The 12588-nt window shown below is 55.5% G+C and carries 9 protein-coding genes and 1 riboswitch; of the genes, 4 read left to right on the forward strand and 5 right to left on the reverse strand.

Annotated elements, in window-relative coordinates:
- Positions 1-177 precede the first annotated feature (177 nt).
- Positions 178-762 carry a GNAT family N-acetyltransferase gene (locus tag HMPREF2609_RS09500; protein WP_070536584.1) on the forward strand — a complete coding sequence of 195 codons (585 nt, stop codon included), beginning with the start codon at positions 178-180 and terminating at the stop codon, positions 760-762.
- A 117-nt stretch (positions 763-879) separates the two neighbouring features.
- On the opposite strand, the gene HMPREF2609_RS09505 is transcribed toward HMPREF2609_RS09500, so the two are convergent.
- The 3 genes from HMPREF2609_RS09505 to HMPREF2609_RS09515 all read right to left on the reverse strand — a co-directional run bounded on the left by HMPREF2609_RS09505 (position 880) and on the right by HMPREF2609_RS09515 (position 3640).
- The gene (locus HMPREF2609_RS09505) at positions 880-2217 is read right to left on the reverse strand and encodes a glycosyltransferase 87 family protein (protein WP_070536586.1); all 1338 of its coding nucleotides are present in this window, start codon (positions 2215-2217) and stop codon (positions 880-882) included.
- Positions 2218-2341: 124 nt separating this feature from the next.
- A complete protein-coding gene (locus HMPREF2609_RS11275) occupies positions 2342-2944 on the reverse strand; it encodes an acylphosphatase (protein WP_371326046.1) in 603 nt (200 codons plus the stop codon).
- Positions 2945-2947: 3 nt separating this feature from the next.
- The gene (locus HMPREF2609_RS09515; protein ID WP_070536588.1) at positions 2948-3640 is read right to left on the reverse strand and encodes an SDR family oxidoreductase; all 693 of its coding nucleotides are present in this window, start codon (positions 3638-3640) and stop codon (positions 2948-2950) included.
- A gap of 237 nt (positions 3641-3877) precedes the next feature.
- On the opposite strand from HMPREF2609_RS09515, the gene HMPREF2609_RS09520 reads away from it, so the two are divergent.
- A complete protein-coding gene (locus tag HMPREF2609_RS09520) occupies positions 3878-5617 on the forward strand; it encodes an MFS transporter (protein WP_246825643.1) in 1740 nt (579 codons plus the stop codon).
- A gap of 182 nt (positions 5618-5799) precedes the next feature.
- Here HMPREF2609_RS09520 and HMPREF2609_RS09525 read toward each other — a convergent pair whose 3' ends face one another.
- Entirely contained in the window at positions 5800-7944 is a 2145-nt protein-coding gene (locus tag HMPREF2609_RS09525; protein ID WP_070536731.1) for an AMP-binding protein, read from the reverse strand.
- A 5-nt stretch (positions 7945-7949) separates the two neighbouring features.
- Positions 7950-8066: riboswitch (SAM riboswitch) on the reverse strand.
- Positions 8067-8351: 285 nt separating this feature from the next.
- Entirely contained in the window at positions 8352-9446 is a 1095-nt protein-coding gene (locus HMPREF2609_RS09530) for a hypothetical protein (protein WP_070536590.1), read from the reverse strand.
- A gap of 329 nt (positions 9447-9775) precedes the next feature.
- Between HMPREF2609_RS09530 and HMPREF2609_RS09535 the strand changes: the two genes are divergently transcribed.
- Both HMPREF2609_RS09535 and HMPREF2609_RS09540 read left to right on the forward strand, forming a co-directional pair.
- Positions 9776-10867: a zinc metalloprotease gene (locus HMPREF2609_RS09535; RefSeq protein ID WP_070536592.1), complete on the forward strand. Its 1092-nt coding sequence runs from the start codon at positions 9776-9778 to the stop codon at positions 10865-10867.
- A 324-nt stretch (positions 10868-11191) separates the two neighbouring features.
- Positions 11192-12385, forward strand: a complete 1194-nt coding sequence (locus HMPREF2609_RS09540) for a C4-dicarboxylate ABC transporter substrate-binding protein (protein ID WP_070536594.1) — start codon at positions 11192-11194, stop codon at positions 12383-12385.
- The last annotated feature ends 203 nt before the right edge of the window (positions 12386-12588 follow it).

The following is a 12588-nucleotide window of genomic DNA, read 5'->3' on the forward strand; positions in this document are numbered from 1 at the left end:
GGCATTCTTCTGTTTTCCTCACAAGAGGAATCCCCCTCATTTTAATATGAGTAATTCATAATAATCAACCGTTCATCGGTATGTTACAAGTGTTTTGAGTCACACAATATGGCGATTGGGGGATTTGCAGACACAGTACACCTCACAAAACAGTGCAGAAACTGGTAATGTCATGTCATGAGAATTCCGGAACTCATCACCGAAAAATTTACCCTCAGGTCACTGCGCGAATCCGACCTTGACGAACTGGTTCATATCTGCACCGACCCCGAAACTGTGCGATGGACCACCATCCCCCTGGACTATACGCGCGACGATGCGCGAACCTTCCTCAACTTCACCCAGCGCGCCGCAGCAGCCGGGCGTGAACTCACCTGGGCTATCGATAACAGCGGGGTGCTCGCAGGGGTTGTTACCCTGCGCCTGCCCGGAGGCTCCGCAAATGCGCCCGGAACACACGCAGACTTAGGGTTTTATACGGCTCCCCAGATGCGCGGGCGCGGCATCATGACAGATGCGGTACGCACAGTCCTCGGCTTCGGCTTTGACCCGCTCGGGTTTGCCCTAGACACCATCGGATGGACGGCGTTGGCGGGGAATACGGCATCCGAACGGGTGGCGGTGAAGGCCGGATTCACGAATATTATCAACGGGATTAGCACCAGTGCAGCCCGTCCCGACAAGTACGGCAACCGGGTGGCTGTCGCCGTGCGGCAGGCGATGATGACACGCGCCCAATTCGCCGAGATCTGGCGTGATTAAGGCGTTTGCGTGTGCGTCCTGGCTTCTCGCTTTTGCGCCGCTATCACTGCGTAAAAAGGCTCTTGATGTAAATAAAGCGTTGAAAATCCCGCTTTATTCGCATTAAGAGCCTTCTGATTACTGCATATTTTCGGCAGGGCGGCGTAAGAGTACCGCCCACAGCACAACCAGCACCACGAGCGCCAACGCCGGAATTGAGGTCACAAACATAACCGGCTGCTCATCCGCCGCCCGCAGAAGCAGGGTATGCGCATCCACCCCCGGATACCTGCCGGTAAACGGGTAAAAATCGACACGCCGCCAGAAGCGCACCACGAGCTTTCCCCAGTCCAGAAGCGTATTAACCAGCATGAGAGAACTCAGCGCATAGCAGAGATAACACAGGATGCGCCCCGCACGAGAACGCCACCGAGCCGCCAGCGGCAAGAAATCGACCGCCGCGCACACCATAAAAATCGGCAGAATCACGGCGTGATGGAACCAGCTGATCGGCGAGATAAACACCGGCACAAGAATCGCCAACGAGACCTGCGACAGATAGAGTTTGTGCTGCTCCATCTTCCACAAGGCGTACCCTATCACCGCAATTAGTGCGATTGCCGTGGTTCCGTACAGCGCCTTCAGCACGGTACCATCCTGAAAGGTCATGCGCCCTAAAATACCCTGAATCGCCACGCTGTTGCTCGATATCGGGTTGCCCACGCGTGACGGATCCCAGATGACGCTGCCCCAATAGGTGAGAGACTGCTGCGGAAGCACAGCAAACCCTGCCGCGATGGTGCCTGCAAACGAAATTCCCAGCGCAATAATGGATTTCCACTCTTTACGCACCAGAAAAAGAATTCCTATGGCGAGCGGAGTAAGTTTAATGCCCGCAGCAATACCAATAAAAACGCCGCGCGGAATCCTGGTACCCGGCCGCAAAAGATCGTACAAAATAAGCGCCAACAAATATGGATTTATTTGACCGTACAAGAAATTATTGCGCCACGGTGCCGAAAGCAAGATAAGCGCGGCACACAAAACAGTAAAGGAAAAAGGCGAAAGATATTTCTCAAAAAGCAGTCGAGAATTACGCTTTACCAGATAGTCACGCAGAACCTTGGCACAATAGAAGGCAATGGGCACGAAAAATGTAAGATGAAGACCGATTGCCACCCGCAGGGGCAAGAACGATGCGGGAATAAAGAGGAGCGAGGCAAACGGCGGGTACGTAAACGCAAGCCACAGGCCGCTGTCGCCGAAAATATATCTAAAGTTTTCTGCCCGCACAGTTTCACGAAGAATATCGAGATCATAGAGGCTACTGGGGTAATCAAGAAACCAGTTAACGCTTTTACCCCCGGCATAATAGACCAGATAATCATATGCCAGAAATTCGCGCAGGTTATAAACAATAACTCCAGCTAAGAAAAGAATGCAGGCACCGGTTATGCCCCAGCGATAGCGTGTCATCAAAGACCTTCGTGAAATACGTGAATGATATGAGTGCGTAAACTATTATTCCACGTTACCGGGTGTTTGGGGCATACTGCGGGGTGCATCAAGAGCCTTTTTAGCAGGGCAGCAGGAGAGTGCGCTACCGGGTACCGAATCCCTTGAACGTGCCCTGAGGCTCGCTGAAAGACGCATCCACAAAGTCCACATGCCCGGCGGTATCGCCCGAATTAAGGGTCTCCAGCAGGCGCTCGCAGGATGCGCGGCTTCCCTGCGCTATCACCTTCACCCGACCGTCATCCAGGTTCTCGGCGTATCCGCTCAATCCCAGCGGTTTGGCGGCCCCGGCACACCACCATCGGAACCCCACACCCTGAACCTTGCCTTGAACGTAGGCGGTAAGCTGAGCCTCGGCGGGCTCTTCCGGGGTTTTGTCGGTGAAGAGATCGAAGAATCCCACGGGAACCTCCTGCGGTTGCTCTAAAAATACCTGGTACTTTAGGATACCGAGCGATGCGGCACCAACGGAATAGTCCCGCCCCGGAACTCGTCGCGAGATAACACCCGCACGCTGCGGGTAAACCTTACATAACAAGAGAGTGGTCGGGCGCAGACACATGGACAAGTACCAAACTTCCCGCACCCCGGTGCGTGAACCAACCTTGCGCGAGAGAAAAACGCGCCCCGAACCCGTGAAGAGGCTCGGGGCGCATCCGCACTCAGCCGGGGCGGGTGCATCCGGCAAACCCTAGCGCAGCTGTGAGCTTGACGGTGCCTGAGCGAGAGCCTGCCGAATCTCGGTATCGCCGCCGGTGAAAGGAATGCTCTTGCCGATCGTGCTGGAATCATCGACCACCTCAGTGAGCACCCGCGCCACGGTGGCACGCGGGGTATGAGAGCTCAAATCCGAGTGGTACACCGGATCGACCCCCACGGTAATACCGCCCTCATCCTCAGTCGTGAGCGTGCCGGGGCCTAGAATCGTGTACTCCAACCGGGTGCCGCGAAGATGCTGGTCGGCCTCAGCCTTAGACTCCGCATACGCGAAGAATGGGTTATCTGCGGGTACCCCGTGCTCGGTTCCGGCCCCCAAATACGAGACCATGATGTACCGTCGAATGCCCGCCTGCTGTGCCGCCTCCATAGAACGAATTGCGGCGTCACGGTCAATCGCATAGGTGCGTTCGGGACCACCTACACCGCCCGCACCCGCGGACCACACCAGCACGTCTGTATGTAAATCCTTGAAGAGCTTCGCCATCTCCTCAGTGCTTAGGGTGGTAATATCGGCAACCACCGGGTTAGCGCCGGTCGCCATAATATCTGCCGACTGATCTTCACTACGAATAATAGCGTTCACCGTATGTCCGCGTTCACGAAGCATCGGTTCTACCAGAAGAGCAACCTTGCCGTGCCCGCCAATGATCGTAACGTTAGCCATCGTATCCTCCCTGTGTGTTGAAAAATACTTGTATATCCAGGATAGGCTTGCTGTGCCGCAATGTCTATGGTCTTTCTGTGCTTCCTGAGAACAACAGATACCCGCGTTCCCTGTGCTGATGCGCTCAGACAGCACCGCATGATGAGAATTCTCGTGCGGGGCTCAAGCCGGCGTTATGATGAAGTGCTAGGTTTTTATTGCCCAGCGGTACCGCCGAGAAGACAAGGCAGGGGATTTATGGCAGAGCCAGCCGCATCAAAGACGCACCGCAGCGTACCATCAATGGAGCAAACCGCCGAGAAGCCGTGGGTTGCCATGTGGTCACTCGTGATCGGGTTCTTTATGATCCTGCTCGATACCACTATCGTCACCGTGGCGCTGCCCCATATGCAGCATGAGCTCAACGCCTCGCTCTCCGCCGTGATCTGGGTGACCAGCGCCTACCTGCTCGCCTATGCGGTGCCGCTGCTGATTACCGGTCGCCTGGGCGATAGGTTCGGGCAGAAGCAGATGTACCTGCTCGGTATGGTGGTCTTTACCCTCTCTTCGCTGTGGTGCGGGCTCTCGCCCAATGTGGAGATGCTGATCGTTGCGCGCGTGGTGCAGGGGATAGGCGCCTCAATTATGACCCCGCAAACCATGTCCATTATTACGCTCATGTTCCCGCCGCATAAACGCGGGGTGGCAATGAGCGTGTGGGGCGCGGCGGCCGGTATCGCATCGCTCGTGGGCCCTATCGCTGGCGGTCTGCTCGTGGACGGTCCCGGCTGGACGTGGATCTTCTTCATCAATATCCCTATCGGTGTGGTCGGCACCTATCTGGCGGTACGGAATATCCCGCATTTCCCCTCCAAACAGCACAACTTCGACTGGCTGGGCGTGGTTCTCTCCGCTATCGGCCTGTTCCTAATGGTCTTCGGTATTCAGGAGGGATCCACCTACGACTGGGGCACTATCACCGAGTCGCTGTGGGGAACCGGAATCCCGGTAAGCGTATGGGGCATGATTATCGCGGGCATCATCGTGTTCACCCTCTTTATCGTGTGGCAGGCTGTTAACCGCAAAGAACCGTTGGTACCGCTGGGACTGTTTAAAGACCGCAACTTCTCGGTATCGAATATTGCTATCGCGGCAATGGGTGCACACACCCTGACAATGGCATTCCCAACTACCATTTATTTCCAGCAGGTGCGCGGTATGAGCCCCACCCAGGCAGCACTCATGACCGCCCCGCTCGCCCTGTTCTCGGGTGCGCTCTCTCCGGTCATTGGCAAGCGTTTAGGCACGTCAAACCCCAAATGGTATGCGGTCTCAGGGTTTGCCCTGCTGGTAGTCGGATTTGTTGTTCTGCGGGCTCTGATGACGGCGGATCAACCCCTCGCGCTTCTGCTCATACCCTTTGCGATCTTGGGTATCGGCAACTCTATGATTTGGGGTCCGCTAGCGGTGACCGCAACCCGCAACCTGCCGCCTCGTTTAGCCGGTGCAGGGTCGGGCGTGTATAACGAAACTCGTCAGGTTGCCGGTGTGCTCGGTTCGGCGGGTATCGCCACTCTCATGGGCGGTCTGATCGCCGACCAGATTGCGCAGACCATGCAGCGGATGCGCCCCTCAGGCGCCGGCGGAAGCGCCATGAACGCCCCCGCCGTCGGCGGCGAAGGAATGTCTGGCGGTCAGGTTCCCGACTTCCTACGTGAACCTATCGCCACCGCGATGAACGACTCACTGATGCTAGCGCTGGTTCTGGCAGTCGTGGGCATGGTTGCGTGTCTCTTCTTCGCCAAGCCGGTGGATAAAGGTGCGTGGGCATCCGGGCAGAATGCCGCTGAGCCACAAACGGAAGTTGACTCGGCATGGGACGGCTCAAACTCTTCCGGTACCGATCCTGATGCGGAGGTGACGGCCTCCACCGAGGCACGCCCCGCAGACGAGACGCAACCGATTTCTTCGAAAAAAGGACGCAAAAAATCCTTCTAAGCCATAATTCCTTTTGAGGAATATATTATTTTACTAGTGTATATAGCCAGTGCGGCATATAACCAGCAGGTTATATGCCGCACTGTAGTTTTAAGGATATTGGGGCTACTTCCGTACAACGTTCGCCCTCGCAGAGACCCCTTCCATCAGATTCGGCGCGATGCCGCTGCCGAGCGTAACCCCTATGCCGCCTGCTCTTCGGTGAACGCATCCGGGTCTACTCGCCCGGTGTCTACGAGCACCTGTGCGATAGCGCCGAGCGCCTCCTCATTCTGAAGCGAAGAAATATCGCCCAACTTATGCCCCTGGTATAGCTCGCCCAGCAGACGGCGGGTAATCTTCCCCGAACGAGTCTTAGGAATATCGGCGACCGCGACCACATCCTTAGGCTTAGCGATAGGACCAATATGCTCGCGCACATGCTGAGTGAGTACAGCCTTCAGCTCGTCTTCGGTGAGTGCCCGGCCTTCGTCGGTGAGCGTCACATAGGCGACTGCCTGGTGACCGGTTAGCTCATCCTCCACGGGGCACACACCAGCCTCCACCACGGCCGGGTGCGTCACGAGCGCAGACTCAATTTCGATGGTCGAAAGGCGGTGCCCGGAAATGTTGATCACATCGTCGATGCGCCCCAGGATGTACACATTGCCCTCATCATCGACCTTCGCGCCGTCACCGGCGAGGAACCAGCCGCGCGTACCGTAGTGCTTCCAATAGGAATTTAGGTAGCGTTGCGGGTCGCCCCAGACGGTACGCGCCATGGAGGGGCCGATCTTATCGACCACAATGAAGCCCTGTTTGCCGGGCTCAACGAGGTTACCGTGTTCGTCCACCACGCGTACCGAGACCCCGGGGACTTCGCGGGTGGCGCATCCGGGAAGGGGAGTGCAGCGCGGGGTACCTTCGGGGAAGGCCCCTTCGGGCGCGAAGGCGGGGTCATGTGGTCGCGGGGAGCATATGGTCGAGCCGGTTTCGGACTGCCACCACGTATCGATAAACGATGCGGTACCCCCCCCCACGTGCTTGCGCAGCCACTTCCACGCCTGAGGGTTAATGGACTCGCCCACAGACCCGAGCAGACGCACAGTTGAGAAGTCGTATTTTCCGGGTTCGGGGCCGTCAGGAAAAGCCCCCATGAGGGAACGAATCAGGGTTGGAGCGGTGTAGTAATTGGTGACGCCGTAGCGTTCGATAACCTCGAAATGACGGCCATAATGCGGAGTATTGGGGGTACCCTCGAAAATAACCTCGGTAACCCCATTCACGAGCGGACCATAGATTTCGTAGGTGTGCGCGGTCACCCACGCGAGATCGGCGGTACACCAATGCACAGTCGATTCAACCTTCGCCGGGTCGTTCACGGCAGACAGCTCATCGGGGCGCAGCACCCCGTCGTCATCCACATAGTCCGGCAGCAGATCGTACAGCAGCGCGTGAGTGTATGCGGTCTGCACCAAATACCCCGCCATCGTGTGCACCAGGCCCTTGGGCTTGCCCGTGGTGCCAGAGGTATAAATGATAAACAGCGGGTCCTCGGCATCATGCAGCTCGTACTCATGGGTATCGGGCTGATCGTCCACCAGGTCGTGATACCAAATATCGCGCCCGGTCGTCCAAGGAACCTGCGCGTGCGCCACGGGGTCTGCGGCGCTTGTCCGGTCCACCACGATCACATGCTCGATATTGTTCTCACCCGAGCATGCTTCATCGGCATTCACCTTCACGGGCACGACCTTGCCGCGGCGGTTCTGCCCGTCGGTGGTGATCAGAACCTTCGCGCCGGTGTCTTCCACCCGGAATTTCAGCGCCTCCGCCGAGAACCCACCAAATACGAGTGAGTGAATTGCGCCGATGCGCACGCACGCAAGCGTGAAGATAATGGTTTCGGGAATAACCGGCAGGTAGATCACCACGCGGTCGCCTTTACGCACGCCGAGTTTGAGCAGGCCGTTGGCGGCGCGGGCGATGCGTCGCTGCAGTTCGGCGTAGGTGATAGCTTCACGATCGCCGGGTTCGCCCTCGAAATAGAGGGCTACTTTGTCGCCGCGGCCCGCCTCCACATGGCGGTCCACGCAGTTGTAGGCGACGTTGAGTTTGCCGCCCTCGAACCACTTAATCTCGGGTACGGAGTATTCTTCGATGCCCTCAGCATCGGTTCCGATAACCTGCGGTTTCTGGAAGGTGTGTGCGTTGTCCCAAGTCTTGCCCCAGCTTAAGCGCTCGGCTTGTTTTTCCCAGAACGCTACCCGCGCCTCGTCAGATTCGTGCGCGGGGTTGGGGGTGGGTGCTAGAGGATTCGTGAATGAAAAAGGGGAGGGAAGTCCCACAGTATCTCCCATCGGTTGCTGGCGTTAGCACCTTCGGCGTTATGAAGGCGCATGATGCGCCACCGCAGGCGAGGTTGCTGCGACGTCGTCGAGCCAGGTCTCTCGGTCGCTCTAGATGGATTACCAATCTAGTAAACCTTGTAGCTGGCGCAGGTGCAAAGACACCCCGTCATATTGCGCGTGTATGCGCCACGTTCGTAACATTCCGCAATATTGCGCCCGCCATCCACCCCACGCCCTATACCCGCGAGCAGGTAGGATTTTGCCGACAAGGTAGGATTCTCCTACCTGCTCGGGTCAAAAACCACCTGCTCGCGAACAATACAAGAAAAACACTCCCACCGGGATGCGCCTCGTCAAGAGGATTTACCCGGCGGGAGTGCCGTTTACTCACCCAAAATTACCGATTAGTTCTGTTTTTGTGCGTTGGTTGAGCCTTTCGAGGCTCCGTTAGGGTTTTTCTGCCCGGATAACCAGTCGTTAGGATCGATCTGAATATCGTTACGGACGGTGAAGTCGCTCTCTTGATCCTTGTTTTTCTGGTCACCCGTTGATCCCGTCGAGTTGGACTTTGACTTGTCGCTGGGAGTGCTCGGATCTGGATTCTCAGGTTCGCCAACATGATCGATGGATGCCACAGCCTGCTGACCGGTCAGGTCAATATCACTCTTGGGGGCACCATTCTCAGGTTCGTAGCGCAGAGTGCCGCTGAGGATCGTCAAGGTGGTGGTCACACCGTAGCGTTCGAGATAGAAATCTTCAAAATGTGTACCGAACTGGCTGGCCAAGATCTGGTTGTAGACCTGAGTCCCGCCGCCGTTATGACTGGAAGCTACAACATCATGGTCAAGCGTAATATCGACGTAGCCTATCAGCTCATTGCCGTTGGCGGTCATCTCGCTGAAGTAACCGTACATAGCACCACCGTTGAAGGCGACGAGCTGGGGATTATCGCCGTTTTCTGACGTGGGGTTAACGGCGAGGGAAACCGCAAAATCGTCAGTATTTTTATTCCAGCCCGGAGGTTCTGCCCCGTCGATCTCGGCCCAGTCGGGGAAAACGAAACGGTGCTCCAAGCGCAGGCGCGCACCGGCGAGTAGGGTAGTGGTGCCCGAGTAGTATGTCTGCTTGCCGTCTTTAGTGGTTGCCTTGGGTGCTGAGAACCAGAAACCTGCACCGCCCCACTTTGCCTTGCCGATGCTGCCGCCGGGGGTAAACTTACCGCCGCCAGCCGAGTAGAGACCACTGGAACCTGCTGGAACATTGGCCTGCTCGTTCTCAACCGGGCCGCTAAATGAATCTAGCCCCAGGAAACTGTTAGTGTCTAGTTCCTGGTGGGTGACGAACGCCTGGGTAAAAATACCGTAGTCAGGGCGTGTGTCATCATACGAAGCCGCATAAGCCGGAACTACAGCGGAAGAAACAATAATTGGGGTTGTCCATGCGGCGCCCGCCAGAACACGACGGCGCGTTAGACCTCCCCGCGTAGATGCGTGGGTCACAATGACTCCTATGAGTGGTTGGGTGAATAAGTGGCGCTCGGATTACACGCCAGTAATAATTTTACGGGATATACCCCAGAAATCCTAAACAATATAAGATAAACATGAAATCTTTACGATAAAACGCTCACTCACCCGGATCTGAGCATCCTCAAATTATGCGGAAGATATTCTGTATTCCGCGCTCATTTCGGGCCTATTGTCGCGTGTATGTTCCGGCGAGTCTCTGTGTTTCACCGCCGCATGGGCGCATCATTCTGGGCTTGCGGGCTGCCGATATGAAGATTTCGTATTCACTCAACATATACATATCTAAAGGACTCACTCTCATGAAGATGCGTCGCACGGCGCACATGACGCTGGCGGTTGCCAGCCTGGTGCTGCTGAATATCCTGCCCACCTCCGCTGCCTCGGTTCCCGCCTATGACACTGATGGCGATGGTATTCTCGATTCTTGGGAGATGTACGGTTACGATGCCGATGGTGACGGCGCTATTGACGTCGATTATCCCGCGATGGGTGCGAACCCTAACCATAAGGACGTATTCGTCGAGATGGATTACATGCCCGGTGAGCTCGGCAGCGAAGAAGATTTGGACCGAATCGTGCAATCCTTCGCCACACTTAATATCAGTAATCCTGATCGAAAACCGGGCATTAACCTGCACCTAGACGCTGGGTCCGCCCGAAGCGCTAAGTACAATCTGGGCGGCGGTAATGAGGTGCCGCATCAGGGACTGCGGAATATGGGCGATTGGGCACGTATTAAGGCCCGTCATTTCAACCCTGCCCGCGAGGGCATTTTCCATTACATGATCTGGGGTGATTACCACGGACATAACAGCTCATCGGGCTTGGGGTACAAGAACAAAGCCGGGTTTATCGTGACCGTCGGGAAAACCTACTGGGGTGGCGCCAGCAGCGATATTCGCGTGGGCACTTTCCTACACGAGCTTGGGCATAATTTGGGTCTTGATCACGGCGGCAATGATAGTGAGAACGGCAAACCCCATTACTTCAGTGTGATGAACTACGATTACCAGCTCACTGGTGTTCCTAAGAAAGACGGAACGTTCTATTTTGGGTACTCCCAGACGGACGCGCTAAGCCTTGATGAGTCGGCGCTCAGTGAGCGGCGCGGGTTCGGCTTCAAAGCTCGCGGATACCTCTATGAGGGCAAACCTGCAGATCGAAACATAGACTTTAATCACAACGGTAAGATTGATGATGTGCCCGTCGCCAAAGACCTCAACAACAACGGATACGAGAGCGTTCTGAGTGCACCCAGCGATCTGAAAACGATGCGGTTCCCGGCCCAAGCCGTCAGTCACGGACGTGAGATAATCCCTGAACCTCCACCAGAGATTGAGATTAATCTCATAACGGCTGATGATGCACGAGAGCAAGGTCTTATTCGCTAGCCTTGTATGCTGCCAGCGTGCGGGAGCGGGTTATGTTGCCAGAAACCTTTACTTGTTCCTGTGATATGGTCCGCTCCCAAAACTTGTTTTATGTCACAGATTTATAAAATTTTACGGTGCTAGGATGCAGGTGAAATCTTATCTATCGGTTATTCATATACAACCGTTCATATACCACTCTCTTGCTCAAACGGCACCACAATGCCACTAATGCGCATCGTCGCATGTGGGAATCTGCCACACCATAGGTTCCCTACCATGAATACCGCTCACTCATAGAAAGATTTCCTCTCGCTCAACACAACGACACAAGGAATATCTCTCATGAAACTACGTACTATAGCGCGCCTGATGCTGGCATTCGTCAGCCTGGTGTTTCTTGTCCCACTGAATTCTCTGCCCGCCTCGGCAGACACGTTGCCAGTCGCCCCTGGTAACCCGGGTGTCGCCCCGAAGGTGACTTCACCTGATACTGACGGTGATGGGCTTTCCGACAGCGTGGAAATCAACGGATACGATGCTGATGGTGATGGTAGACCTGAAGTCGATTACAAGAAAATGGATGCAAATCCCTACCACAAAGATGTATTCGTTGAGATGGACTATATGCCTGGCGAGCTTGCCAGTGAGGAAGAACTGGATCGCATCGTGCAGTCTTTCGCTGACTTGAATGTTACTAACCCTGACGGCAGGGCAGGCGTTAATCTTCACCTAGATGCAGGTTCTGCCCGGAGTGCCAAGTATAACTTGGGAGGCGGCAACCAGGTTCCGCACCAAATGCTCACCAACAATATGAAGTCTTCTGGGGAATTGGCAAATATCAGGGCTCGTAATTTTGATTCTGCCCGCTACAACAGCGGTTTCGACTACATGATCTGGGGCGACTACTACGTGAACAAAGAAACCGGAAATCGAAGCTCATCAGGAATAGGGCTTCTAGGCTCTCCCGGTTTCATGGTGACCGTTGGGAAAACCTACTGGGGCGGTGCCAACAGCGATATTCGCGTGGGTACTTTTATTCACGAGCTGGGGCATAACCTCAACCTGAAGCACGGCGGCACCAATGATGAAAACGGCAAGCCTCAGTACTACAGCGTGATGAATTACAACTATCAGCTCACTGGCATTCCCAAGGCGGACGGAACCCGATACTTCGGATACCTGCAGCAGGATATGCCGACCCTTAACGAACGGGCACTGAACGAGCGCGACGGCTTTGGCCCCCAAGCAGGCGAATACCTGTATACGTACAAAGATAAAAACGGGAAAGACGTTACTCAGCCCGCAAATCAACCCATCGATTTCAACCGGAACGGCGTTATTGATAATTCTCCGGTCTCGGTAGATCTCAATGGCAATGGGATATTAAGTGAGCTACCTGCTCTCAGTGATTTGAAGAAGCTCAACTTTGATATGACGCCTACTCAGGCTGGAGCTGGCGGTCCTGTGGCTCAGCCTGAAGCGGAAGAAAACCCGGTCACTGCGGATGACGCCCGCAACCTGGGCCTTATTCCCTAAATCATTCGGCGTTCTTCCTAAAACGGGGGCGAAGAGGTGTAGCGGCTAAGGGACGTTAATCCGAGCGTGCAAGGACGTACATAACGTTCTGAAGCTGGCGAGTAACGAGCCAGACGAAGCACACTCTTGACTCTTGCTGCATCTCTTCGCTCCCGGGCTTTACACCGCACAATCGTTCATATACCACTCTCTTGCTCAAACGG

This window comes from Rothia sp. HMSC058E10 (genome assembly GCF_001809415.1).
Lineage (GTDB): Bacteria > Actinomycetota > Actinomycetes > Actinomycetales > Micrococcaceae > Rothia > Rothia dentocariosa.

Bases quoted from the DNA above. Each gene is read 5' to 3' on its own strand.
- HMPREF2609_RS09520 (WP_246825643.1), top strand. From the start codon at position 3,878: ATGGCAGAGCCAGCCGCATCAAAGACGCACCGCAGCGTACCATCAATG.
- HMPREF2609_RS09515 (WP_070536588.1), bottom strand. From the start codon at position 3,640: ATGGCTAACGTTACGATCATTGGCGGGCACGGCAAGGTTGCTCTTCTG.
- HMPREF2609_RS09505 (WP_070536586.1), bottom strand. From the start codon at position 2,217: ATGACACGCTATCGCTGGGGCATAACCGGTGCCTGCATTCTTTTCTTA.
- HMPREF2609_RS09500 (WP_070536584.1), top strand. From the start codon at position 178: ATGAGAATTCCGGAACTCATCACCGAAAAATTTACCCTCAGGTCACTG.
- HMPREF2609_RS09540 (WP_070536594.1), top strand. From the start codon at position 11,192: ATGAAACTACGTACTATAGCGCGCCTGATGCTGGCATTCGTCAGCCTG.
- HMPREF2609_RS09535 (WP_070536592.1), top strand. From the start codon at position 9,776: ATGAAGATGCGTCGCACGGCGCACATGACGCTGGCGGTTGCCAGCCTG.